23 protein-coding genes and 1 pseudogene are annotated in these 23,771 nt (G+C 48.5%); 16 read left to right on the top strand and 8 right to left on the bottom strand.

Annotated features, from left to right (window positions below; genetic code table 11):
• Nucleotides 1-6: 6 nt before the first annotated feature.
• Nucleotides 7-662, bottom strand: a pseudogene (locus tag ACIFO6_RS02200) (DUF2278 family protein).
• Nucleotides 663-703: 41 nt separating this feature from the next.
• Here ACIFO6_RS02200 and ACIFO6_RS02205 point away from each other — a divergent pair.
• From ACIFO6_RS02205 to ACIFO6_RS02235, 7 genes are all read left to right on the top strand, one after another.
• Complete coding sequence (locus ACIFO6_RS02205; RefSeq protein ID WP_430037618.1) at nt 704-1,528, top strand: C1 family peptidase; 825 nt, start codon at nt 704-706, stop codon at nt 1,526-1,528.
• 16 nt (nt 1,529-1,544) lie between these two features.
• A complete protein-coding gene (locus tag ACIFO6_RS02210) occupies nt 1,545-1,859 on the top strand; it encodes a protease inhibitor I42 family protein (protein ID WP_430037621.1) in 315 nt (104 codons plus the stop codon).
• Between the two features lie 561 nt (nt 1,860-2,420).
• Entirely contained in the window at nt 2,421-3,713 is a 1,293-nt protein-coding gene (locus ACIFO6_RS02215) for a homocysteine synthase (RefSeq protein ID WP_014279530.1), read from the top strand.
• A gap of 125 nt (nt 3,714-3,838) precedes the next feature.
• Nucleotides 3,839-5,821 (top strand): FAD-dependent oxidoreductase, encoded by a 1,983-nt coding sequence (locus ACIFO6_RS02220; protein WP_430037625.1) that lies wholly within the window; start codon nt 3,839-3,841, stop codon nt 5,819-5,821.
• 83 nt (nt 5,822-5,904) lie between these two features.
• Entirely contained in the window at nt 5,905-6,213 is a 309-nt protein-coding gene (locus tag ACIFO6_RS02225) for a hypothetical protein (protein ID WP_430037628.1), read from the top strand.
• A 195-nt stretch (nt 6,214-6,408) separates the two neighbouring features.
• Nucleotides 6,409-6,531: a hypothetical protein gene (locus ACIFO6_RS02230; RefSeq protein WP_262384859.1), complete on the top strand. Its 123-nt coding sequence runs from the start codon at nt 6,409-6,411 to the stop codon at nt 6,529-6,531.
• A gap of 104 nt (nt 6,532-6,635) precedes the next feature.
• Entirely contained in the window at nt 6,636-6,935 is a 300-nt protein-coding gene (locus tag ACIFO6_RS02235; RefSeq protein WP_430037631.1) for a hypothetical protein, read from the top strand.
• Nucleotides 6,936-7,033: 98 nt separating this feature from the next.
• On the opposite strand, the gene ACIFO6_RS02240 is transcribed toward ACIFO6_RS02235, so the two are convergent.
• The gene (locus ACIFO6_RS02240) at nt 7,034-7,279 is read right to left on the bottom strand and encodes a hypothetical protein (protein WP_430037634.1); all 246 of its coding nucleotides are present in this window, start codon (nt 7,277-7,279) and stop codon (nt 7,034-7,036) included.
• Between the two features lie 537 nt (nt 7,280-7,816).
• Between ACIFO6_RS02240 and ACIFO6_RS02245 the strand changes: the two genes are divergently transcribed.
• The 4 genes from ACIFO6_RS02245 to ACIFO6_RS02260 all read left to right on the top strand — a co-directional run bounded on the left by ACIFO6_RS02245 (nt 7,817) and on the right by ACIFO6_RS02260 (nt 12,154).
• A complete protein-coding gene (locus tag ACIFO6_RS02245) occupies nt 7,817-9,319 on the top strand; it encodes an HD-GYP domain-containing protein (RefSeq protein ID WP_430037637.1) in 1,503 nt (500 codons plus the stop codon).
• Between the two features lie 174 nt (nt 9,320-9,493).
• On the top strand, nt 9,494-10,939 hold the full coding sequence (locus ACIFO6_RS02250; protein ID WP_430037640.1) for an ATP-binding protein: 1,446 nt from the start codon (nt 9,494-9,496) through the stop codon (nt 10,937-10,939).
• 50 nt (nt 10,940-10,989) lie between these two features.
• A complete protein-coding gene (locus tag ACIFO6_RS02255; protein WP_430037643.1) occupies nt 10,990-11,700 on the top strand; it encodes an NAD(P)H-binding protein in 711 nt (236 codons plus the stop codon).
• Nucleotides 11,701-11,773: 73 nt separating this feature from the next.
• A complete protein-coding gene (locus tag ACIFO6_RS02260) occupies nt 11,774-12,154 on the top strand; it encodes a RidA family protein (protein WP_014279543.1) in 381 nt (126 codons plus the stop codon).
• 90 nt (nt 12,155-12,244) lie between these two features.
• Here the strand turns inward: ACIFO6_RS02260 and ACIFO6_RS02265 are convergent, their stop codons facing one another.
• On the bottom strand, nt 12,245-13,000 hold the full coding sequence (locus tag ACIFO6_RS02265) for a tryptophan-rich sensory protein (protein ID WP_430037646.1): 756 nt from the start codon (nt 12,998-13,000) through the stop codon (nt 12,245-12,247).
• 416 nt (nt 13,001-13,416) lie between these two features.
• Between ACIFO6_RS02265 and ACIFO6_RS02270 the strand changes: the two genes are divergently transcribed.
• Entirely contained in the window at nt 13,417-14,541 is a 1,125-nt protein-coding gene (locus tag ACIFO6_RS02270) for an NADH-dependent flavin oxidoreductase (RefSeq protein ID WP_430037649.1), read from the top strand.
• A 110-nt stretch (nt 14,542-14,651) separates the two neighbouring features.
• Nucleotides 14,652-15,239, top strand: a complete 588-nt coding sequence (locus tag ACIFO6_RS02275) for a GNAT family N-acetyltransferase (protein WP_430037652.1) — start codon at nt 14,652-14,654, stop codon at nt 15,237-15,239.
• Here the strand turns inward: ACIFO6_RS02275 and ACIFO6_RS02280 are convergent.
• The 5 genes from ACIFO6_RS02280 to ACIFO6_RS02300 form a co-directional block, all read right to left on the bottom strand.
• Nucleotides 15,169-16,104 carry a response regulator transcription factor gene (locus ACIFO6_RS02280; RefSeq protein WP_430037655.1) on the bottom strand — a complete coding sequence of 312 codons (936 nt, stop codon included), beginning with the start codon at nt 16,102-16,104 and terminating at the stop codon, nt 15,169-15,171. The two genes, ACIFO6_RS02275 and ACIFO6_RS02280, sit on opposite strands and share 71 nt — an antisense overlap.
• Before the next feature lie 6 nt (nt 16,105-16,110).
• Nucleotides 16,111-16,590, bottom strand: a complete 480-nt coding sequence (locus tag ACIFO6_RS02285; RefSeq protein ID WP_430037659.1) for a sensor histidine kinase — start codon at nt 16,588-16,590, stop codon at nt 16,111-16,113.
• Nucleotides 16,488-16,868 (bottom strand): sensor histidine kinase, encoded by a 381-nt coding sequence (locus ACIFO6_RS02290; RefSeq protein WP_430037727.1) that lies wholly within the window; start codon nt 16,866-16,868, stop codon nt 16,488-16,490. Before ACIFO6_RS02290 ends, ACIFO6_RS02285 begins: the two co-directional genes overlap by 103 nt.
• Before the next feature lie 251 nt (nt 16,869-17,119).
• Nucleotides 17,120-18,013 (bottom strand): AraC family transcriptional regulator, encoded by an 894-nt coding sequence (locus tag ACIFO6_RS02295; RefSeq protein ID WP_430037662.1) that lies wholly within the window; start codon nt 18,011-18,013, stop codon nt 17,120-17,122.
• Between the two features lie 97 nt (nt 18,014-18,110).
• A complete protein-coding gene (locus ACIFO6_RS02300; RefSeq protein ID WP_430037665.1) occupies nt 18,111-18,674 on the bottom strand; it encodes a dihydrofolate reductase family protein in 564 nt (187 codons plus the stop codon).
• 105 nt (nt 18,675-18,779) lie between these two features.
• Here ACIFO6_RS02300 and ACIFO6_RS02305 point away from each other — a divergent pair, with 105 nt between their 5' ends.
• The 3 genes from ACIFO6_RS02305 (at nt 18,780) to ACIFO6_RS02315 (ending at nt 23,744) form a co-directional block, all read left to right on the top strand.
• On the top strand, nt 18,780-19,718 hold the full coding sequence (locus ACIFO6_RS02305) for a helix-turn-helix transcriptional regulator (RefSeq protein WP_430037668.1): 939 nt from the start codon (nt 18,780-18,782) through the stop codon (nt 19,716-19,718).
• A 163-nt stretch (nt 19,719-19,881) separates the two neighbouring features.
• Nucleotides 19,882-23,007 carry a DEAD/DEAH box helicase gene (locus ACIFO6_RS02310; RefSeq protein ID WP_430037671.1) on the top strand — a complete coding sequence of 1,042 codons (3,126 nt, stop codon included), beginning with the start codon at nt 19,882-19,884 and terminating at the stop codon, nt 23,005-23,007.
• A 20-nt stretch (nt 23,008-23,027) separates the two neighbouring features.
• The gene (locus tag ACIFO6_RS02315; RefSeq protein ID WP_430037674.1) at nt 23,028-23,744 is read left to right on the top strand and encodes a phosphoribosylglycinamide synthetase; all 717 of its coding nucleotides are present in this window, start codon (nt 23,028-23,030) and stop codon (nt 23,742-23,744) included.
• Nucleotides 23,745-23,771: the final 27 nt, after the last annotated feature.

The following is a 23,771-nucleotide window of genomic DNA, read 5'->3' on the forward strand; positions in this document are numbered from 1 at the left end:
GGTTAATCAACAGACGTGTTTAAGTGTATAACCTGTATCATCGTTAGTACACCATGACTGAGATTGAAAAGCCAAGAATAATGCGACCCAACGGTCTTTAAACTGAATTAGCAATCCCCCGTCTTGCCAAACTCCATTATCTTTTTCCCATTTGGGATTTCCTGAGTTACCTTGGTTCATATGAATATCGTGAACTCCATTTCCGGGTTTGAAATGAAAGTATTCATCCTCCTTATGTTCAGGGCCAAATCGTTCTCCATAAGCATATATAACAGCTTCTTCATCAATGGCTTTTTGAACATAGTTTGTTAACTTTTCGTACAAATCGTTGTCGGGACCAGGTTTAATATTTGGGAGTGGTGTCATTTGTTTAGGATCAAACAGACGGCCCCTGACATAATCCAAGGCAATCTCCCGATTGTTTTTATTGATTCCAGTGAAGCCTTCTGCCATACCTTGCAGATGGGTAATTTGCGAGGAATTAAAATTTTCGCCAATCAAATAAAGAACTTCTGACGGCCAAGCTTGTGATTGGATATTAATGGCTAATCTGAACTTTTCTTTGCTATGCGATACTTCCATGAGCACTTCTAGATGCGGGTCATCTTTTCCTAATTTAAATTCTTTAGAATTGCTTTTAGCACACCGTATTTAATGGGCATTGTTATAGTCTCCTTGTGATTAATTTTTTACATTTTCTAACGTGTCTTCTATTTTGCCGCCTTTTATTATTCCTTCAAAATTTGAAGTTAAAGGAATAACTCCTGTAAGAGATCAGGGACACGAAGGAACGTGCGTTGGATTCTCCTGCGCTGTAGGTATGAAAGAGTGGCAAGAGAGAGATAAATATGTCGGACTCTCACCCAGATACCTCTACGAGAAGGCAAAAGCAGCAGATTCAGCCCCAGATAATACACCTCGATGTACTCCTGATGGAGACGGGACATCTATTAGGGTAGCCATGGATATACTAAAAAAACAGGGAGTATGTGAGGAAAGCTTTTGGAAGTATGAAGCCTGTAATCCTGGTAGTCCCCAAGCTGGAGCAGATACAAATGCAGCAAAATATAAAATAAAAGCATATGCAAATCTGGATACGATAAAAGCAATGCAGAGAAGCTTAGTTGTGAACGGCCCTTTTGTAGTCGGGACATCGGTATACAAAAATTGGATGGACTCAAACGTAGCGGCTACAGGTAAAATACCTTTACCCGGAAGTAGTGAATTTATAGGTGGACATGCCATATGTATTGTAGGCTTCGATGATGAAACTCAACTGTTTAAATTTAAAAATTCTTGGGGAACTCGTTGGGGAGATAATGGATTTGGCTACTTACCTTATGATTATCGTATTCAAGCCCAAGCTGAACATTTCTTTTTCGAAGCATATAGCGCAACGGATCTAATCGACAATGTTGACGCCTTAGTCGGTGCCAAGGAGAAAATATTGCAGCAAATGGGTGAAGAGTTTAAAGAAGGGGTTGAGCTTCATCATTGGGGGGGAGATCAGGTTATTAAATATCACTAGAAAGTCAGGTGATTTAATGATCATTTCCATTGAAGAGAAGGACAATGGTAAAATCCTCCGTCTAAAAAAAGGCGAAGCCTTCCAGATTACCCTACTTGAAAATGCATCTACAGGATATACATGGTTGGAAGAAATCGTTGCAGAGAAAAATGTGGTTTTGCTTGAGAAAGAAGATTATGTTGGTAATCACACTGTAATTGGAGGATCTGGTGTCCGAGCTTGGACGTATACGGCAAATGAAGCAGGTCAGAGAAAGGTGAGATTTCATTACCAAAGGCCGTGGCTACAGGAGGCTGTAAAAAGTTTTGAAATTACGGTTATTGTAATATAGGGACGCTGAAAAGCGTTCCTTTTTTAATAAGGGGGATTCTATCCAAAGAGTATATACCGTATTTATCGGATTAGGTTCAAATGTAACTGTTAATTACGTTGCCTATCATATCCGATCTAAAGCCTTCTATCCTGCTGGATATGCTACCCCTGAACTGGGCTCAGCTTGTGGAAGAACAACGTAAACGAATATACGCTAAATAAAGGACTACAGCTCAGAAATATCCTTTCTGATTTCTATCGAAAACACCTCTTTACAACCTCTTTCACCTATTTGCTGTAATGTATATTGCTCGGGTTTTGGGCAGACGTTGAATCCAGTTTAATTCAAATAATCTGTTCTGAAACCTGAAGGTAGTTGAGTTAGAAAAAGAGCATTCCTACGAAGGTGTCGGATGTATTGCGCAAAGTGGTATAAACAGCATGAGTCAAATTGGAAATTTATAATTTCCTACCTGAATAATGAGAATTATCTTCCCAAATCGTTCTTTTTGTGCGAGAATGGTTAAAAAATCATTTATGATTGCGCTTTACAGCACGTATAACAAGGGAGGAAATAACCATGTCAGAAGATCGCAAGCTTTCATTCGAAACTCTCGCTGTCCATGCCGGACAACAAATTGATCCTACTACCTTTGCCCGCGCAGTTCCGTTATACCAAACCACCTCGTATGGATTTCGGGATGCTGAGCATGCGGCTGATTTGTTTTCCCTAAAAGAGTTCGGCAACATTTATACGCGCCTGATGAATCCAACCACGGATGTGTTTGAGCAGCGGATCGCAGCTCTGGAGGGAGGGGCTGGCGCATTGGCAACGGCTTCAGGAGCAGCAGCCATTTCCTTTTCCATTCTGAACATTGCCGGAGCAGGGGATGAAATTGTATCGGCATCCAGTCTGTATGGCGGTACATATAATTTATTTTCCACGACGCTACCCAAGTTGGGCATTAAGGTGCATTTTGTGGATTCGGATGACCCGGAGAACTTCCGTAAAGCCATTACGGATAAAACGAAGGCGTTATATGCCGAGACGATTGGCAATCCGCAGGGCAATGTGCTGGATGTGGAAGCCGTGGCAGCGATTGCGCATGAATACGGTATTCCGTTGATTGTGGATAACACGTTCCCAAGCCCGTACTTATTGCGTCCTATCGAATACGGAGCGGATATTGTCGTGCATTCGGCGACGAAGTTCATTGGCGGACACGGAACGTCCATCGGTGGGGTGATCGTGGACAGTGGCAAGTTTGACTGGAAAGCAAGCGGCCGTTTCCCGGGACTGACTGAGCCGGACCCGAGCTATCACGGGGTTGTATACACCGAGGCGGTGGGGCCTATTGCCTATATTATCAAGGCGCGGGTACAACTGCTGCGTGATCTTGGGGCAGCTATTTCACCGTTCAACTCATGGCTGCTGCTTCAGGGCCTGGAGACACTCCATCTGCGGCTGGAAAGACATAGTCAGAATGCTTTGAAGGTAGCGCAATATCTCGAAAGCCACAAGGATGTGGAGTGGGTCAGCTACACCGGATTGCCAAGCCATCCATCCTACGAATTAGCCCAAAAATACCTGCCGAAAGGGCAAGGGGCGATCCTGACCTTCGGTATTAAGGGTGGCAGTCAGGCGGGAAGCAAGCTGATTGAAAATGTGAAGCTATTTTCCCATCTGGCGAATGTAGGTGATTCCAAATCTCTGATCATTCATCCGGCTAGCACAACGCATCAGCAGTTGAATGCGGAGGAACAGGTTGCTGCCGGAGTCAAGCCAGAGCTGTTGCGTTTGTCCGTCGGGACGGAAGCGATCGACGATATTTTGTACGATTTGGAGCAGGCGATCGCGGCCAGCCAGCAGTAGTTAAGGTTGATCAGGTGGGGGGTAACCTCCACCTTTTTTGCGTCCATGTCATGGAGAAATAACGTTGACAACATACCCCTATAGGTATATATTATACCCCATAGGGTATATAAGGGGGAGAAAAAATGGGCAGAACAATAGTTATTATTGGCGGGGTAGCAGGTGGAGCTTCTGCTGCGGCGAGATTGCGTAGATGGAACGAGGAAGACGAGATTATAATGTTTGAGCGCGGAGAGCATGTTTCTTTTGCGAACTGTGGTCTTCCTTACTATATTGGCGGCACGATCCATGCGCGGGAGAAGCTGTTCCTCCAGACACCTCAAGGGATTCGAGATCGTTTTAATATAGATGTACGGGTACTCACCGAAGTAATTGAAATAGACCGAGAGCAGAAGCTCATTCGCTTCCGTGATGTGAAATCAGGGAAAATGGGAGAGCAGCCGTACGATATGGTGGTTTTGTCGCCAGGGGCCAGACCGATGATACCTGATATTTCCGGATTAAACGAAGCCACTAATCTATTTACGCTAAGAAATATTCCTGACACGGACGTGATTAAGGAATATGTAGATGAAAAGCATCCGCGACATGCCACTGTCATCGGCGGCGGATTTATTGGGCTGGAGATGGCTGAGAATCTGCGGGAGCGTGGACTTAAGGTAACGATTATTGACCAAGGAGAACAATTGCTTCATCCGCTAGATCCTGAAATGGCTAAACTGGTGGAACAGCATATGAAGCTGAACGGGGTGGAGGTGCGTTTAAAGGAAGGGGTCGCGGCTTTTACAGATCAGGGTACACGGCTCCGTTTGGCTTCCGGGGGTATGCTTCAGACGGATTTGGTTATTCTCGCGATTGGTGTTGTTCCCGAAAATGAGCTGGCCATGCAAAGCGGATTGGAGCTTGGTTTTCGTGGGGCTATTCAGGTAAACGCCCAACTGCAAACCAGTGATCCGGCCATTTATGCGGTAGGCGACGCCATTCAGGTCAAAGACCGCAATCACGGGTTTGCAACGATGGTATCGCTGGCTTGGGGAGCCAATCGGCAGGGTCGTTTGGTGGCGGATCATATGAACGGTCAGGCCATTTCTTATGATGGTGCGCTCGGAACGTCCGTGATTAAGGCGTTTGCCTTGACCGCAGCATCTACAGGCAATAACGAAAAAACATTGCTGCGGCTGGGTGTTCCCTATAAGGCTGTTCATATTCATCCCGCTTCGCATGCAGGTTATTATCCGGGAGCATCGCCCATTTCCATGAAGCTGCTCTTTAACCCGGAGACAGGAATGATATATGGGGCACAGGCCGTTGGAGTCGATGGAGTAGACAAAAGGATTGATGTGATTGCGACCGCCATTCGTGGACATTTGGAGGTGCGTGAGTTGGCTGATATCGAGCTCGCTTATGCCCCCCCGTATTCTTCGGCCAAAGATCCTGTCAATATGGCTGGTTATGTGGCTTCGAATATCATGGATGGGCTGGTCCAAACGATGCAATGGCATGAAGTCGATGATTTTTACCGCACAGGCGGCGTTATTATTGATGTCAGGGATGAGGTGGAGCTGCAAGCAGGAGTCATTCCGGGTTCTATCCATATTCCTTTGCCAGAGCTGAGAGAACGGATGTCAGAAATCCCTCGTGATCTGGAGATCGCGGTATCCTGTCAGGTTGGCTTGCGGGGCTATATTGCGGCTCGAATGCTGATCCAATACGGATATCAGGTGAGAAACGTTGATGGTGGCTACAAGACATATTCAGTTATGGCTGAACAGGATTCTGATTCTGATCTGTCTACAGGGGGCAAACTGGGCGAGGAAGCCAAAGACGGATCAGGCACAGAGCTAACCCTGCTGGATGCCTGTGGATTGCAATGTCCTGGTCCTATTCTCAAGGTATATGAAGCCGTTAAGGCTATGGAAGAAGGACAAAAACTGGAGGTTACAGCAACCGATTTCGGTTTTGCGAGAGATATTGAAGCATGGTGCCTCAAAACCGGGAATACGCTGGAATCTCTGGGAGTGTCCCATGACAAGGTTAAGGCTGTAGTGCACAAAGGTTCCAGTAAGTCGCCTGCTCAGGCTCCTTTTCGCTGTCAAAGTCGAGAATAATTTGTACAAATTATGGCTTGGTTCGCTGTGTGACGTCTGTTACAATAGAAGGGACATTTACGAATGGATAGAAAAAAGATCGGATGGTGAGCATTTCTATGCTTTGGGAAGCAACTATATATTTTGTGATTTTGGTAATTTCTGCTCTAAGCGTGATTGTGGTATCAGGTAGCCGGAGGACGGCGAGTACAATTCTTCTGGTGCCTATCGTTTTATTTTGTACGATATTTATGGTGCAAGGTTCAGTACTTACAGCGGTGAAGCACCCGACGATGGGAGCTAATGTTGGTTCGGGCATGGCATTTTTAACAACTTGGGTAGTCACCGGAATATTGTTTGCTGTGACGATTGTGATTACTTTCGTTAAATATAGCAAGAAGAACGAGGCGTAATTCAGCCTTAACCTCAGATGAATTAGGGCTTGCGGTCATTTGCCGAAAGCCCTTTTTGTATTTAATTAGCATGTACTGGTTTGCCTCAAGAAGATACCTGTTGTGGAGTGTTTGGAAAAAAATAGAGCTGGGTTCCAAAAAGAGGTTTACAGGATTAGTTGGGAAGTGTATACATATAGTAAGGAGGCGATTGCTATGAGTGATCGTGGATTTCATCTGTTCTATATTATTTTCCTGACGGTTCTGGCATTAGGAAGCGTTGGTGGAATCGTCTGGTGGCTGCGTTCTGTCGGTCGTCAGGAGAAAGAAAAAAACTGAATTTGAACCGGACCGTAAAAGTCCAAAATGCAGCTTCCAGTAGGAGGGTGCATTTTTATGTGTTATAATAGGAACATATGTTCTTTATGGTGGGAGGAAAGACGATGTTGCCTGATTTGGAACGAAAGCTGTTACGGATTCTGTATAACTATTTTGCCCAGCATCGCCATATGCCGACGATGACGGAATTGACCGTCAAAACGGGGAAGAGGGACAACGAGATTACAGCCGCTTTGCGGCATATGGAAGAGGAGTGTTATATTACATGGGAAAATAACTCCAGTACTCAGCATGTGGTTTTGCTGGAAGGGTGGGAGCGGCCTTCGACGGACAGGGGCACCCGCCCGGAAACAGGGCGATCAACCACGCCGCAGGGCGGCACGGAATACTGGACGAATTATTAGAGTAGAACACATAGCTGGAAAATTAATGAGTTTTTAAGGTGCATATCATTTAGTTTTAAGAAAGGGGGACTATAATGACCCTATTAACCCCTTTTTGATCAAGCTATAGGCTCTGCCGGTGTATCGGCAGGGTCATTTTTTTGTTCATAGATGCTCTCGGCGGTGACTAGATAAATGGACGCTAAAAATCCCCCGGGGATCATCCGGAGGATGGGTGCAGCTTGCGTGAACTGCACGGCCTGCTCGAACTTCATGGTTCGACGGCATAATATATATTCAACCCCTGCTGCCTTGCATAATATGGTCAGCATGTTCATAAGGGGCAGTCCGATTCCACTGCTCATTTTCCAAACGACAAAAGCCCTACCTCTCTTTCGTCCTTGCGGCTCCGATGACCGCGCCAGTGTGAATGTGAAAATCTTCGGCAAAAGCTCAAAATTCTACATTAGGGTTATACATAAAATTTGGAGAAGCTCCATGCGGTGATTAGGAGTAATAGCTTGTTGCGCGGAATCCTATGGGGTTTAATACATACTACAATAGTATAACAAGATCGATTTTAAAATGCAAGGAATTTCTATATTTTTGATGATAGCTGGCCTGGCAAAGTAAAGTTACTCCTTATCGTTCTCCATATAGTGTACATAACTGGAGAAGCGGATCACACCTTTATCAATACGAAAATCAACTACAGAAACAACAGAATGAAGGTAATTCTTTTGAGTCAATGATTATTGCTTCCGTGCGCGATATCCAGTTTTTTGGTTAAGGCAGCATATTGCAAATTGCTCAAGCAAGAAGGTTAACTTTTGCCGACTGTACTCCGATATTGAATAAACAAGATATTTTGTGAGTGTACGGATGAAAAGAGGGGTAGCATTTTGCCGATCTATAAGCGTTTTATTCAGCATGTTATCCTGAACTATATTATAGGTTCGTTTATAGCTGTTCTGTTGGTAGGCGCAATTTTTATATTTTCCACGTTAAATGTAGCCCATTATGAATTTTTAGGTCTTATGAAGATCATTGCTTTTTCCAGTATTATTATGATTGTTTGCGAAACGCTGGTATTTAGGATGCATCTGGGACCAGTTCGTCACTTTTTTCTGGATAAGCGGACGACGTTCGAGGATGTAGAAGCGATGTATATACGGATTCACCGTCTGCCTAATCTGTCTGTGTTACGTATTATGGGCCCGCATTTGCTCGGTTTTTCCATCCCGGCAGCTGGTATGGCCATATGGATGATTCATACCAGACAGCTCACCCTGCCCTTCTATTATGTGGGAATTGCCTGTATAGGGGCTTGTCTGGTTGCTTCGATGCACGCGATGATTGAATTTTTCCTGACGATGAGGGCGATCCGTCCGTTGCTGGTAGAAATTAGAGACCGGACTTATCAGAAATATGGAATTAACCTATCGCTTAGGGGACGGGTATTACTATCCCTCCGGCACAAATTTCAGCTGAGCGCAACGTTGATTGGTGCTTTTCCGCTGTTTTTATTTTGCCTGGCTACGCAGATTCGGCTGGAACATCTGGATGAGGCACTTTCCAGCTCCTATTGGGTATGGGCGGGCACGATTTTACTATTTGGTGTGGCCTTCGCTTATCTGGGAGGATGGCTGTTAACCCGTGAGATTGAGCAGCCCATTCACCATCTGCTGGAAAAGATGAACGAAGTAAGGGAAGGCCGCCTGAACGATAAAGCTAGCGATTTGTACTCTGACGAATTTGCAAAGCTGGTTGAAGGCTTTAATATCATGGTTGAGGGATTGAAGGAACGGGAAGATAAAAACAGTCAGCTACAGGAAAGTTATTTCGCCACCTTGGCGGCAGCACTGGATGCCAGGGACGCTTATACCGCAGGACATTCTTTGCGTGTGGCTGAATACTCGGTGATCATTGGACGGCGGGGCGGTTTGAATGAGACAGACCTCGATTTGCTGCGCAAAACGGCATTACTGCATGATATCGGCAAAATCGGCGTAGCCGATGCCGTGCTGCTCAAGGATGGCAAGCTGACGGACGAGGAATTTGACCAGATTAAAATGCACCCGGTCATGGGAGAAAGCATTCTCCGCCAAGTGGAGCCAGCCTATGCCATGGCCCCTTATTTACCCGGTGTGCGTTCGCACCATGAGCGTTACGATGGCAAGGGATATCCAGACCAGCTCTGCGGGGAGGATATCCCGCTATTTGGACGGATCATTGCGGTAGCGGATGCGTATGATGCGATGACGTCTGACCGCCCATACCGGAAGGGCATGCAGAAAGAAAAAGCGGTAATGATATTGGAAGACGGAAAAGGAAGCCAGTGGGACCCTTACTTTGCCGAATTATTTGTCGATGAATGGCGCCGGAACAAAGGCATCATGAGTTGACCCTATACTGTATATCCATCAGGGCGAGCCGTTGCGGTTCGCTTTTTTATATACGGATGTACGCATCTTTAGACATGTCGAAAGCTGTAGCTTCATGTTATGATATACGAGAACAGTACAAGCGGTCTGCATAGGCCTGGCATCCAATTTTTCGCGCTATGGGAGTGTGAGTCCATGCAATTTTCAATGATGTTTCTAATGAATCTGGGGATGCTGATTGCCGTTGCCTATGTGGCGAACGTGATTTATAAATATGGGTTGAGTCGTACCTCTTCGCGATTTCAATATATCAGCTCGGTACTGCTGGTGGTATTTGGCGGATGGGTTAGCTCTTGCTTCGGCTTTAACTTTAGCGAGACGGTTATTTTTGATCTGCGCTTTGTGCCGTTAATTATTGCGGCGTTGGTGTATCCTCGCTCCTATACGCTTATTATTATCGGGGTAGCGATCGGGCTTACGAGATTTACCTTCGGTGTGAATATGGCGGCGTGGGCCGGCTTTCTGAATATGAGCATTCTGGGCGTGCTGTGCGCCGGATTGAACTACTGGATGCGCCGTTCCACCTGCCGTCTGATTATTAAGGCATCGGTGACCATTTTAGCGGTTAATATCGTAAATACGTTGAATATTGCCTTTCTGGGCGTCATTCCATGGCACTATTATGTGGCGGAAGTTGTTCCTCTCACTTTGCCTATCGGCATTGTACTCAGCTTTTTATTTGCGCTGATTTTACGTGATTTTCAGATGGAGCAGATGCGTAATTATCAGATTATACAGGCGAATCAGCTATTATCGGAACAACGCGATGAGTTACAGAAGACGAAAATCATTTTGGAAGAACGGGCCAAGCAGTTAATGGTGGCTTCCCAATATAAATCCGATTTTATGGCAACGATGTCGCATGAACTGCGTACACCACTTAATAGCATTATTAATCTGGCGCAGATCATCAACGAGCAGGGAAAAGAACTGGATGAGGACGAGCTTTACCAGTACAGCGAGCTGATTTATGTCTCGGGGCATGATTTGCTCCAATTGATCAATGACATTTTGGACTTGTCTAAAGTCGAGGCTGGACGGATGGAAATCGTCAGTGAGCCGGTCAGCGTGCGCGAGATTGCGCAGTTGATGATGATGCATTTTGAAGTCACCGCCAAGGACAAGAAGCTTGAATTCAGCTTGAAGGAGTATGGTGATATACCGGATGAAATTCGATCCGATCCCAAACGTGTACAGCAAATTTTGCGGAACCTGTTGTCTAATGCTTTTAAGTTCACTCATGAAGGACGTGTACTGCTGGAAATCAGCACTCAGCATCTGGAACGAAAAGGGCAGGAGCGAGATTGGGTTGTATTTGCGGTAAAAGATACGGGCATCGGCATCTCCAAGCTTCAGCAGCATGTTATTTTTGAGGCATTCCAGCAGGCAAACGGTTCTATTAACCGAAAATATGGAGGAACCGGACTGGGGCTGTCGATTAGCCGTGATTTATCCCGCTTATTGGGCGGTTTTATCCGTTTGGAGAGTGAGGAGGACAAGGGAAGCACATTTTTCCTGTACCTGCCCATGTGTCCGTCTGAAAGCAAGGAGGCGGGCAAACGGCCGTTTAAATTAGCCTAATAATACAGATGCAGGGAGCAGATAGGTTACAGGCATAAAGGAGGTCTATCGTGGAACGTAAAGCGGTCGTTGTGGGTGCAACGGGGCTTGTTGGAGGTTATGTTGTACGGGAGCTGCTGGTGCAAAAGGAATACAGCCGCGTCATGGTTGTGGGCAGACGTCCGTTGGAAATCAAGCATCCCAAGCTGGAGCAGGCATTCATCGACTGGGAGCAGCCGCAGGAAGCGGCATCCGCCTTCGAGGGGGTTGCTGATGTTTTTTGTTGCCTCGGGACGACGATGAAAAAGGCTGGCTCCAAGGAGCGGTTTCGTCAGGTGGATCTGGACTATCCGGTTCTGACCGCCCGGTTGGGCAAAGAGGCCGGTGCGGTGCAGATGCTCGCCATCTCCTCGATGGGAGCGGACCCGGAATCGCGCATGTTTTACAACCGTACGAAGGGTGAGGCTGAGGAGGCGCTTGCCGATATGGGCTTGCCTGCGTTGCATTTGTTCCGTCCGTCGCTGATTTTAGGCACAAGGCCCGAACGTCGTTTTGGCGAAGCCGCCGCGGCTGTCGTGATGAAGGCACTGGATGGTGTGATGACAGGCAAGCTGGCTTCCTACCGCGCTATCCCGGCCTCGGTGATCGCACGGGCTATGGTACGAATCGCTCTCGCTCATGCGAGCGGCGTACATATTTATCCGAATGATATCATTCGGGTCATCGGAGCTGAACTGACACCCGGTGAGGGTGATTCAGGGACAGAGCGTAACAGTCCTTAATGCGAAATAGTGGCTTTGGACTTCCCGTGCTATAATACGGAGAACCAGTATCAGGAAGGAGAATTCAAGCTATATGAAAAAAACAATTGCCACTGAAAAAGCTCCCGGAGCTATTGGACCCTATAGCCAAGCTGTAGAGGCGGGTGGTTTTATTTACACCTCAGGACAGCTTGGACTGAATCCGGCAACAGGTGAGTTCGGTAAGGATGTACAGGAGCAGGCTCGTCTGTCCTTGAGCAACGTACAAGCTATTCTAGAAGCGGCTGGAAGCAGCCTGAACCAAGTCGTGAAAGCGACCGTATTCCTGAAAGATATGAACGACTTTGTCAGCGTCAATGAAGTATACAGCTCTTTCTTCGAGCAGCCGTATCCGGCCCGCAGTGCGGTGGAGGTAGCACGTCTGCCGAAGGATGCACTGGTAGAGATTGAAGTTATCGCCTTGAAAGGCGAATAGACTAGAGGGACATCAAAGAACTTCCAAAATCCACACTTGATGTGGAAATGGAAGTTCTTTGATGCCTGTGGTATACGTGATGAGATTCCTTTAGTCCCGGTCCCGGTTACGGGCAAAGAACAGCCATAGCGAGTACACCAGGATGATTGCGGCCAGAATGAATGCAGCCAGCCGCACCTTTTCATTGTCTGGATGCTCGATGGCGATGGCGACATAAGCCCACACGAACACAAGTGGATAAATGCTGTCACGATACGGGAAGCTGACCATGATGGCAAGCACGGTGCCGATGATCAGAACGTTGATCGCCCAAGTAGTATCGCTGAGTCCCCAGCCGTTCCACTCGTTCTTTTCCAGTACCACCGCGATGTTGATGATGGTAGCGACGGATACCCAGCCAAGGTTCAGACTGAACGGCAGCTTGACGAACCACATTTCCCCGAGGGTTGGTTGCGGCGTACGAGAGCGTACATATACGACAGCCAGAGAGAGCAAGTACAGTATAATGACAATCACACACAACTCTACATATACATACTGCCACAAAAAAATCCAGATGATGTTGAAGATACAGCTTAAAATAAAGAAAACCCCGATAGACTGAACGCTCGTCTTGGTTTGTCCTGCCGATGTAGCCTGATACACAACAAAGCAGGCAAGCAGCAAGTAAATAACCGACCAGATGGAAAAGGCATAACCCGCAGGTGTCAGCAGGGTAGGGTACATGTTGGATACGGCAGCGGTGCTTCTTCCGCCGATGGGAAGTGTGGAAGCCAGAATGTTAATGACGATGACAGCGATAAACGCAATGATATTCCACCATTTCAATGAATGGCTTCGTGACATAGGGGCATCTCCTCCTCAATGAATGATGAACCGTGGAATGACCGACTGGTCACAATCTTCTACTATGAATATACCCACTTTGCTACCAAATATGTCCTTGCCGGAAAAGTTTCAAGCTACAAATATTTTATTAAAAGGGCGTATCTATACACAGCCATATGTAATCCAATGATAAAAATGTTAAGCACTAGAAGTGAAGAGATAGGAGCATGAATGGTTTGGAATCCGGGTACTCTTATTTTCCGGACAGTCTAAGGAAGGTCAAAAGGTTAGATTTGACTTTATGGAGGCGGATCATTATACTGTGGTTACTATAACCACTGTATTAAAGTAAGCAATTAAAGCAAGTCACAGTAGGCAGGCTTTATGGTTTACAGTCTCATCTGATCTGACTTAAACTGAAGGAGAGAAAACGAATGAATCCGAAATATAAGCCTTTATTTGATACTTTTACCCTGCCATCTGGCGTTACATTGAAAAACCGTATCACGATGGCTCCTATGACCAACTTTGCGTCTCATGAAAATGGTGAAGTCAGTGACCAGGAGTTGGCTTACTACCGTGAACGTTCTGGCGGTGTAGGTGCGGTCATTACCGCTTGCGTGTACGTGACTCCAGACGGTAAAGGCTTTGTTAATGAGTTTGGCGCGGACAAGGATGAAATGATTCCGAGCCTGCGTCGTCTGGCTGACACGATTCATCAAGAGGGTGCGAAAGCCATCCTGCAAATTTACCATGGCGGTCGTTTGTGCCCACCGGATCAAATACCGGACGGACAGCCGATCAGCGCAAGCGCGGTGGCTGAGGAAAAAGAAGGCGCACCTGTGCCGCTTGAAATGAACACCGATGATATTCACCGTGTTATCCGTGCCTATGGCGAAGCGACTCGTCGCGCAATTGAAGCGGGCTATGACGGTGTGGAGCTTCACGGCGCGAACGGTTATCTGGTGCAGCAGTTCTTCTCCCCCCATTCCAACCTTCGTACCGACGAATGGGGAGGAAGCCTTGAAAAACGATTGACCTTCCCGCTGGCAGTTGTCCACGAAGTGAAGAAGGTGATCGCAGCGCATGCGAAGCAGCCGTTCATTTTCGGGTATCGTTTGTCTCCTGAGGAAGGACACACACCAGGCATTACGGTGGAGGATACGCTGGTACTCGTAGACCGTCTGGCGGATGAAGGGCTGGATTACCTGCACATTTCCGTTAACCATTTCTTCGGCGGTTCGTTCCGTGATCGTAGCGACGAACGTTCACGTACCCTTCTCATCTATGAGAAGGTTGGAAACCGCGTGCCGATTATGGGAGTTGGGTCGCTGAATACACCGGACGATGCACTTGCAGCGCTGGAGACAGGTGTACCGCTGGTTTCACTGGGACGTCCGCTTCTGATGGAGCCGCAGTGGGTTCAGAAGGTGCAAAACGGAACAGAAGATACGATCCGCACGACATTGTCCAAGCAAGCTCAACAAGAACTGGTCATTCCGGACTACCTGTGGGATGCGCTGACGACGATGCCTGGCTGGATGCCTGTTACGGATTAATTTTTGAATTGAAGGGATACCCTGGGTTGCTGTCAAGCATCCGGGGTATTTTCCTGTCGTATGTCCCGTGAGTACGAAACATATGAAAGTGAGAAAGAAGGAAATTGACAATGTTACATGAAGCTAATGGTTCGTTTTCGATAGAGTCCACCCATCCCGGGTTACGGATTCGACTTTTACAAGTAAGTGATGCAGAACGATTATTGGAGATTAGACGCGAAAATTTTGATTTTTTTAAGCCATTTGAGCCGGAACGGCCTGAAATTTACTTTACGCTGGAAGAACAGGCCCGCCTGATTTCCATCGGCCTTGAGGCTGTCCAAGCCGGGCAGGGATATACGTTTGGACTTTTTTTGCCGGAAAATGATAAGCTGATCGGCAGAATGGAGCTATCAGGCGTGGCCAGAGGCCCTTTTCAAAATGCAAATCTGGGGTACTTCGTAGATCCTGCACATCACGGACAAGGCTACGCCACCTCAGCAGTAAAGGATATTGTACGTTACGCCATCCATGAATTGGGATTGCACCGTATACAGGCCGGGGTTATGCCAAGAAATACGCCATCCAAACGAGTAATGGAAAAGGCCGGATTTCGCCGGGAAGGGTTGGCTCTAAACTATTTGAAGATTAATGGTATCTGGGAAGATCATGTGCTGTATGCGCTAACGGCTGAGGATCTACAGAATGGCGCCTTCTGAACTCGCCGGGCGTTACGCCTTCCAGTTTTTTGAATACCTTGCCAAAATATTTTTCGTCCTGATAACCGACCATACCGGCAATATGATGAAGGCGGAGCTTGTCATTTAATAGCAGCAGCTTCGCTTTGTCCATTCTGATCCGACATAGATACTCGGACAGATTAACGCCGTATTCCTGCTTGAATTTACGAGAAATATATTCTCGACTGAGGTAAAAACGGCTCGCCATATCCTGTAGGGAAATCTCCTCGTCGTAGTGAGCATCCAGATAGCGGGCAATATCACGGATAACAGGATTACTGGGGCTATGGCTTGGTGTAAGGGCCTGCCCAGCTGCCAGCAGCCGGTTCTCGACCAGCTTCTGCCATAGGGGCAGGGATAGCAAGCCCCGCTTGTCGATCGGCAGGGCAGGGATGGAGCCGTGCTCGTCTGCCAGTTCCTCCCCTGCCGCATCGCCGGGTCTGTCGTTCAGCCAGCGGGACGGTTCGCCCCAATACAGCAGAATAATTTCGTCCATACGCTCCAGATGGCGGAACGCAATCCCGGTTTGGGAATTCCCGAGAAACTCGTTGCAGATGTTCATCAGGGAAAAGCCCAAAAGTGTGTGCAGCGTCTTGTATTTGTCCAGCATATCGGCATTCAGTTGAGTGGTGCTCATCACCGCTGCCATTAGGGCCACCCCGTCCTTGCCAGGCATCCGCATATCCGTGAGTACAACAGGTGGCGAAAGGGCGGTGATGACCTCAATCGCCTGATCGCCCGACTCTGCTTCAATGACCTCAGTCACGCCACAAGCTTCCCAATGTACAAGCATTCGAACGGCATGGCGCACATGCTTTTCATCATCCACAATCAGGACCTTCATGACAGGTCACTCTCCCTTAATATGAATTTCGGTATGAGTTTCGGTACGAATTTCGAGTGTATAACGAACGCCATGAGGCAGAATATTGTCTACATACAGGGTATTAGAGCCGTCTTCGAAGTGAAGCTGGATGCGCAGCAGCACATTACGGAGTCCGATAGAATCCGACTCGCTGGTGTTCGGTTCCTCATAGGCTTTCAGCGGACGTTTCAGCATATGCTGGAGCTGCTCCAAATCAGCCCACGGAATTGATACTCCATTATTTTCCACTAATGGCTGGAGAATCATTTTGGGCACCTGATCATCCAGGACCCCATCTGCCCACTGGTAAGTGACCTCTAATTGCTCGCCAAAGCGTTCTTTTTGCAAATCAAGATACTGCTTTACATGCTCGGCCTCTTCCTTGAGGGTAACGACCGTATGATCCCGCATGTTATAACGGAGCATTTTGGCAAGGGAAGAGAGCAGGGAATAGATTCGCGGCACCTCATGCTGTAGAGCCAGCGTTCCGATAGACTGTGCGTATTGTATAAAAAATGAGGATTAATCTGTTCTTGAAGCGCTTTCAATTGATGTGTCTCGTTCGCCAGTTCGAGCTTGTATTCCTGTAAAATGAGGTTGTTGATGGTATCCATCATCTGTCGGAAGCGGCGTGACAGCACTCCGATCTCATCATTGCTCATGGCCCGTAAATAAAGCGTGCGATTAGGGATTTTCTTAACGAGCGTCCAGCCTGACAGGCTGGCATCCAGCTTGCCATACACCTGCAATGCCGTATCGTCTTCAATAACACCGTGCTCGTCTTATTTAGAAATTCGATTAAGCAGGCCGGATTCCTTCCAGTGTGTTCTAATCGCCTCTTCCTGTCCACTACAGAGCATGTGGGATAATTTGAAAAGCAAATAGTTGGAGCAAAACCGGGGGCTCCTGCCATCCATGTTCCGTTGCCTGTCGCAGTTAACTCGACAGGCTTTATTTATTTTAAGCTTTCCGAAACAGAACCAGCACTTAACTCCTAATTATTGCTTTTATTTCTAAATTTCCGGAAATTGTTGGGGGTTATATGATGATGTTTTTTAAAAGACTGAATGAAGTGATTTACATGATTGAAACCAACCCTGTGGGCTATTTCAGTTATTGTATAATCTGTTGAAATTAATAGTTCGCTGCCTTTCTTGATACGGTACTTAATTAAGTAGTCGTAAGGTGTCATATGAATGGTTCTTTTAAAGCTACGAGTGCATTCCGAAACACTTAGATGCGCTGAATCAGCAATCTCTTGCAGTGATATATTATCGGGGTAGCTCTGATGGATGAAGCTGAGCATTAATTGAAGTCTTTCTTGTTGCAGCTTTAAATATTTAGGTACTTCCTCAGAAGAAAGCGAAATGTTAGAAATTAAGGTGAACCATAATTGTACAGTTTTGATAGAAACCTCATATTCCCATCCCCAGCTTTTTTTTATATCAAATCTTTTTTTCATATCCCAAAGCATTTCCAGTACTTTAGTTTGCCATTCAGCATTCCCTTTGATGACTAGCGATAATAAGAGAGAGTTTGTAAAAGGCAGTACATAATTTTTTTCCATCGCACTATCCGCATAGAAGGCCAGCAGCTTCTCTGGAAAATTAAAACTCACGTATTGACCGTTATGTGTTAGGTGTGTAGTAACATGTAGGACCCCTTTATTAATAAAAATGGCCTGTCCTGCTTCTAATTCATGGTCAATTCCATTGACTTGTATAGTTAGTTTTCCTTTAGTTACTAAAGTAATTTGTAGTTCTTCGTGCCAGTGTAAATCGTTGAAGCCTCTACCTTCAGGGATGATTTTTAGAGCATTAGCAGTGTACATAATGTATGGAAATGAAGCATCCGGATATAAAATAGTCTCGTGTAATTGTTTAGACATTATAGAAGTCCTTTCCGATGGTGATATTATTATATCCGATCATTCATTTATCTAACAGTCATGTGCACAGACAAGGCTCTTAAAACGGACAGACTGTTCAGACCGTATCTGGCCGATAAGATGGGAGCATATAATGAAGCATAACGATATCCCCGCGGTGTTCTATTTGCTGGAGTTCAAACGTACTTGGCAGCGTGCCTTCCGGAAATAGCGGTATTCCTTGTCCGAGCACTTTGGGAATGACTGCAATGATTGCCTTATCCAGCAGTCCCTCTCGCATGAAGTCCTGAACTAGCTGTCCTCCACCCACCAGCCATACTGCACCCTCGGATTGTTTTTGCAGACGCGGAACAAGCTCAGACAGAGCTTCGTCTGTAAACGTAACATGCGGTGCCTGGTGATGCCCCGTCAATGACCGGGTAAGCACATAACACGGCTTGTCGGCATAAGGGAAAGCGTCCGAGAGCTTCAATACCTCCTCATACGTCAATCTGCCCATCAGCACCGTGCCTACGGTGTCGTAAAAGTCGGCATATCCATTGTCCCCGCCATCCCCTTTGACATCATACAGCCAGTCCACTGAGCCATCCGGCAGCGCTATATGCCCATCGAGACTCATGGCAATATACAGTACAACTTTGTTTGATTGTATATCCTTCATCGTTTATCGCTCCTTTCTATCTCCTATGCTACAATATATTTATGACATGCTTTGTCGTAGTTAAACGGCGATTTCAATTTAATATTTTGCTAAAAGGAGTACCTGATGAACGAACGGAGAATTGCCCTTATGAGGATACTGGATTCCCGAAAAAAATATACGGCACGTGAGCTTGCCGAGCGTTTTGACGTCTCCGTGAGGACGATACAAAGAGATCTCGACTATTTGCAGCAGACCGGGTTACCGCTTTATACCGAAACGGGCCCTCATGGTGGATACCGGGCGCTCCCCAATCGACTGCTTCCGCCCCTTCATCTTGCCCGCAACGAGGCCTTGGGACTTTTTCTCATGCTGCAACTGCTGGAAGAGATTCCGGATATCCCTTTCGGATCAATTCGTGAGCATGTATCCGAGCAATATTATGCCGGGCTTCCACAGGATGTGCGGGACAGCATTGATCAATTGAAGGATTATATCTCTTTTCGCATGCTGCCTACTCACGCAGAGTCGCCCTACACCTCGCTCATTTTGGAGGCTGCGTTGAATAAGCGCCGGGTGAAAATGCATTACCGCTCCGCTTCCGGGGAAAAGTGGACTGAAGTATATCCGGTGGGGCTATATTTTGATCACGGATATTGGTACATGCCAGCGCATAGCAAAGACCGAATTATCCTGTACCGTTCAGATCGGGTCATCGTAATGACCATGCTGGAACAAACCTTACCCAGCCTTCCCACACTCCGGGAATGGATGGCTTCGGATGATTCTCGTACGGGGATTCCGTCAAAAATAAAGTTTACCTCGTTGGGTGCCCGGCTGGCGGAATCAGACCCCCTCTTCCAGAATGTCTCCCATCAGGATTGGCATGGATATATTCCGCCCGAGGAATTGAGTTATGTATCCAGACTCCTGTTAAAGTATGGGCCGGAGGCCGAGGTTATATATCCGGAAGAGCTGCGTATGCGAGTTAGGCAGCTGCTGCAAGACAGCCTGAATCCTTATCTGAAGGATGCGGAAGCTGATGATGAAGAAAAAGAGACTTGATCCTATAGACTATAGATCGAGTATTTTTTTATAGTTAATCACATGAATATGTAAGGTTATTAACTAATGACTTTCCATTTATTTTTGCGATAAAGTTTTGAAAAGAGCCCATTTTCGTATATGATGAAGAGTAATAATTCAAAAGGCTGGACGGGAGACAGATATGAATCAACCGCTTTATGGAATATGGCTCGGAGATGTGTTTTTTTGCTTTTCTGGTGAGACGTCGGAACCACGTATTGATGCATGGAGCAGTGTAATCCGCAGGCTGAGTTTGAAGGGAGACCTTCGGCCGTTTCGGCAGGCTGCGTTGCGTCTTGCCGAGGTCCGGATACCGAACACCGCTCGCGTGGAAGTGGCAGGCAGAGGAGGCAAAAGACGCTCTATGCTGGGCCGCACGCTGGAGGGCTTGGCACTGGAACCGCGCGAAACGCTGGCCCTGCTGACCCGCATGGACGAGAAGGGCTGTGCAGCGTCGGGCATTACACTGGGAGAGGAAATGCAATATTGGCAAAAGGCTGCTTATTTTGCGCTGGAACTGATGCAGCGAGGCGAAATTGCGCCATCGCTTACAGAGGCGCGTCCATCGGGACCGCGCCGTCGCGGCCCGGAGGCGGCGATTGGGGTGTGGATTCCCCGGCTACGCCAGGAGGAGGACGTTCGCCGCTTTTATGAGCTGGCTTCGGCGATGCCAGCCGTCTGTATGGCGGCTCCCGCCGTCTTCGCAGGCAAGGAGCCGGAAACACGGGAGGATGCAGCGGGAATTGTGCTCTATTCCTTCCTGTGTGCGGTCATCCATGCGGAAACGACCGCGGTGCTGGCAGCCTCCGACCGTGAGCTGAGCAGATATCGCGCAGAGTATCGGCGCGGGGGATCGCCGCTGGCAGAGCTGTGGTGGAACAGCCTGCTGACAGGTTCCCGCCCGGTTGCGATACAGGGAACGCCTGCCGAGATGGAGGAGTTGGTTCTCCAGGCGGCTTCTCTTGAAGGAAGCGCGATGCCAGTCATGGAACGGGAGGATCAGGAGCCGATCGAAGGACAGGTTCGTCTGTGCCTTCGTCTGGAGCCTTCACTGGAAGAGAATGTGAAGGAATGGCGCATTACCTTTTGGGTAGAAAGCGATGCCGAACCGGGGTTGCGACTACCTGCCTTGGCGCTGTGGGCGCATCCCGAGCGCGATCTGGTGCGCGGCACCATCGTGTATCGCCAAGTACAGGCACAACTGCTGCTGCGGCTTGGACAGGCTGCCGAAGCGGCACCGATACTGCAAGAAGCGTTGAGCCGCCCTTATCCCGAGGGCCTCACACTGGAGCCTGAGCTGTTCTTCCGCTTCCTGACGGAAGCTGTACCCGCTCTGCAAAAGAACGGCACCACCGTGCAAATGCCTTCACGCTGGAGCCGGGAGGGTCGCCGCCGCGCAGGCTTGCGGCTCAAAATGCGTTCGGCGGAGCGCGGCACACCACCGGAAGGCGTGAATACCGACACATCGTCGGTCGGTATCAATCGCATGATTTCCTTTGATGCCGAGGCTGTGCTGGGCGATACGACCTTGACGATGGAGGAACTGGAAAGCATCGTCGCGGCTAATTTGCCGTATGTACGTCTGGGAGGCGAATGGATCGAGGTCGATCCCAAGGAAATTCGTCAGGTGCTGCGTTTTATCAAGCGTGGTGAAAACGGTGAAATGACCTTGTCCGAATGGATGCATCTGGCGGCAGAAAATGAAGGTGCAGGTGAGGCCTCATGGAAGGGCTTGTCCATCTTTGGCGCAGAATCCGCCGGGTTGCTGGCCTCTCTGGTTGAGGGCGGTATGCTTCGTTCTGTGGAGCCGCGTCCTGTACCGAAGACGCTGCATGGCGCATTGCGTCCTTATCAGGAGCGCGGCTTCCAATGGCTGGCTGCCATGCGCGGGCTGGGCTTCGGTGTCTGCCTTGCGGATGACATGGGGCTTGGTAAAACGATTCAAGTTATTACCTGCCTGCTTGATGGCGGCATCGGCGCGAAGGATCAGCGTCCGGCGCTGATCGTCTGTCCGACCTCGCTGCTCGGTAACTGGCAGCGGGAGCTGAAGCGTTTTTCGCCGGATTTGTCACTTTATATTCATCACGGCAACCAGCGGCTTCACGGGGAGGCATTTCAAGAAAGCGTCCGCGAATATAATATCGTTCTCACGACCTACCATTTGGCGGGCCGGGACGGCAGCGATTTATCTGCGGTCTATTGGTCCTCTATCGTGTTGGATGAGGCGCAATATATTAAAAATGCACGGACAAAGCAGTCTCAGAGCGTAATGAAGCTGTCAGCACCGCATCGGATCGCCATGACGGGAACCCCGGTGGAGAATCGGCTGAGTGAGCTGTGGTCCATTTTTCAATTTCTGAATCCGGGTTACCTCGGCACTTCATCTTCGTTCCGTCAGCGCTATAGTATGGCGGGAGAGGAGAGAGGGGGTGCGCTGCGTGAGCTGTATCGTCTCGTCTCGCCGTTCATGCTGCGTAGACTCAAAAGCGATCCGGATATACGCAAGGATTTGCCAGAGAAGCTGGAATTGAAATCGTATTGTGTGCTGACACCAGAGCAGGCCGGATTGTATCGCGGCGTGGTGGATCAGCTAATGGGGACACTGGACGGACAGATTGGCATTGCCCGCAAGGGGCTTGTCCTGTCTTCGCTGACCAAGCTCAAGCAAATTTGTGACCATCCGGGTCTGATCATTCCGGGCCGGGCTGATACTGGAAAAACTGAAAATTCGGGCAAAATGGAACGGCTGCTGGAGCTAGTGGAAACCATTCGGGAGAATGGAGAATCCGCTCTGATTTTCACCCAATATGTGTCTATGGGAGAGCTGTTGGTAGCACGACTGGCCCGGATTTTCGGGGAAGAACCGTATTTCCTGCATGGAGGGCTGGCGAAAACCAGACGGGACGAAATTGTCCACAACTTCCAGCAGGGGGAAGGACCGAATATATTCGTGCTTTCCCTGCGGGCGGGCGGCGTGGGCCTGAACCTGACGCGTGCCAGTCATGTTATTCACTATGACCGCTGGTGGAATCCTGCGGTGGAAAATCAGGCGACGGATCGGGTTTTCCGCATTGGTCAAAGCCGGAACGTGCAGGTGCATAAGCTGATCTGCCAAGGTACGCTGGAGGAACGGATCGACGAGCTGATCGAGAGCAAAAAGGCGCTTTCCGAGCAGGTTGTCGGCTCCGGTGAGCATTGGCTGACGGAAATGTCTGACGATGAATTGCGTGGTCTGATTGCGCTGCAAAATGATATATGGATTGAGTAAGCACAGAAAGGATGAAGACGATGACAAGGCTGCGAGTGAAGCTGCGAGTAACTGACGGTCAATGGGAGGCAGAAGTAGAGGAGTACGGAACGGACAATGGTTCGGCGATTGCCCAGGCTGCCCACTGGACTGGCACCGTGCCTGTACTGGACCCGGAACAGCGGAAGGCATGGCTGGAGCAGCTAAAGGCGGAGCCTTGGGACATATACCGTTTTATACAGGGGGAAGCCTGCCTCTCGCTGGATGAGGTCGTTCAGGTAGCAGCCGATGCGGCTACATCCAATCTGGATGACGGCGTTGGTGCAGCCGACGAAGCGAAGAAGGCTCTCCAAGCGGGGCTGGAAAGCGAGCCTCTGCTTGGTCTGGAGCTGATTGGAATGACGCGGGAAGCGCTGCTGGAGTTCGTATTCAGCGCTTGGGCAGGTGAACTGTCCCATGTGCAGGGGGCATCTCTCGCGCATGAGCCAACCTCGCGGTCAGAGGGCGCACGCAGCGGATCGGCGGCGATCAGCGAATGGATTGCTGAATCTGCCGCCGAAGGAGCCTTACATCGTCCGGGCGCGGGCTTCCATGCCATTGAGATTCACCTGCCACAGAAGCTTGCACGTATGAATGAAGCGGACATTACGGCATTGCTGCCGGGTCTGCCCCGTGCGGAAGAGGCACTGAAGCTCATACGTGAGCGTGTAGCTGAACGCGCCCGGGCTACCATTCCACAAAAACGTCATACTCCCTAACAATTCGGGTCTATTCTTTCTTTTTCG

This window comes from Paenibacillus sp. NRS-1781, from assembly GCF_050467745.1.
In the GTDB taxonomy this organism is placed as follows: Bacteria; Bacillota; Bacilli; order Paenibacillales; family Paenibacillaceae; genus Paenibacillus; species Paenibacillus terrae_A.

Excerpts from the sequence above, each read along its gene's own strand:
- ACIFO6_RS02260 (WP_014279543.1), top strand. The coding sequence starts at position 11,774 with ATGAAAAAAACAATTGCCACTGAAAAAGCTCCCGGAGCTATTGGACCC.
- ACIFO6_RS02210 (WP_430037621.1), top strand. The coding sequence starts at position 1,545 with ATGATCATTTCCATTGAAGAGAAGGACAATGGTAAAATCCTCCGTCTA.
- ACIFO6_RS02225 (WP_430037628.1), top strand. The coding sequence starts at position 5,905 with ATGGTGAGCATTTCTATGCTTTGGGAAGCAACTATATATTTTGTGATT.
- ACIFO6_RS02215 (WP_014279530.1), top strand. The coding sequence starts at position 2,421 with ATGTCAGAAGATCGCAAGCTTTCATTCGAAACTCTCGCTGTCCATGCC.
- ACIFO6_RS02250 (WP_430037640.1), top strand. The coding sequence starts at position 9,494 with ATGCAATTTTCAATGATGTTTCTAATGAATCTGGGGATGCTGATTGCC.
- ACIFO6_RS02230 (WP_262384859.1), top strand. The coding sequence starts at position 6,409 with ATGAGTGATCGTGGATTTCATCTGTTCTATATTATTTTCCTGACGGTT.
- ACIFO6_RS02300 (WP_430037665.1), bottom strand. The coding sequence starts at position 18,674 with ATGAAGGATATACAATCAAACAAAGTTGTACTGTATATTGCCATGAGT.
- ACIFO6_RS02295 (WP_430037662.1), bottom strand. The coding sequence starts at position 18,013 with ATGTCTAAACAATTACACGAGACTATTTTATATCCGGATGCTTCATTT.
- ACIFO6_RS02305 (WP_430037668.1), top strand. The coding sequence starts at position 18,780 with ATGAACGAACGGAGAATTGCCCTTATGAGGATACTGGATTCCCGAAAA.
- ACIFO6_RS02270 (WP_430037649.1), top strand. The coding sequence starts at position 13,417 with ATGAATCCGAAATATAAGCCTTTATTTGATACTTTTACCCTGCCATCT.
- ACIFO6_RS02315 (WP_430037674.1), top strand. The coding sequence starts at position 23,028 with ATGACAAGGCTGCGAGTGAAGCTGCGAGTAACTGACGGTCAATGGGAG.
- ACIFO6_RS02240 (WP_430037634.1), bottom strand. The coding sequence starts at position 7,279 with ATGAGCAGTGGAATCGGACTGCCCCTTATGAACATGCTGACCATATTA.
- ACIFO6_RS02275 (WP_430037652.1), top strand. The coding sequence starts at position 14,652 with ATGTTACATGAAGCTAATGGTTCGTTTTCGATAGAGTCCACCCATCCC.
- ACIFO6_RS02235 (WP_430037631.1), top strand. The coding sequence starts at position 6,636 with ATGTTGCCTGATTTGGAACGAAAGCTGTTACGGATTCTGTATAACTAT.
- ACIFO6_RS02265 (WP_430037646.1), bottom strand. The coding sequence starts at position 13,000 with ATGTCACGAAGCCATTCATTGAAATGGTGGAATATCATTGCGTTTATC.
- ACIFO6_RS02310 (WP_430037671.1), top strand. The coding sequence starts at position 19,882 with ATGAATCAACCGCTTTATGGAATATGGCTCGGAGATGTGTTTTTTTGC.
- ACIFO6_RS02220 (WP_430037625.1), top strand. The coding sequence starts at position 3,839 with ATGGGCAGAACAATAGTTATTATTGGCGGGGTAGCAGGTGGAGCTTCT.
- ACIFO6_RS02280 (WP_430037655.1), bottom strand. The coding sequence starts at position 16,104 with ATGAAGGTCCTGATTGTGGATGATGAAAAGCATGTGCGCCATGCCGTT.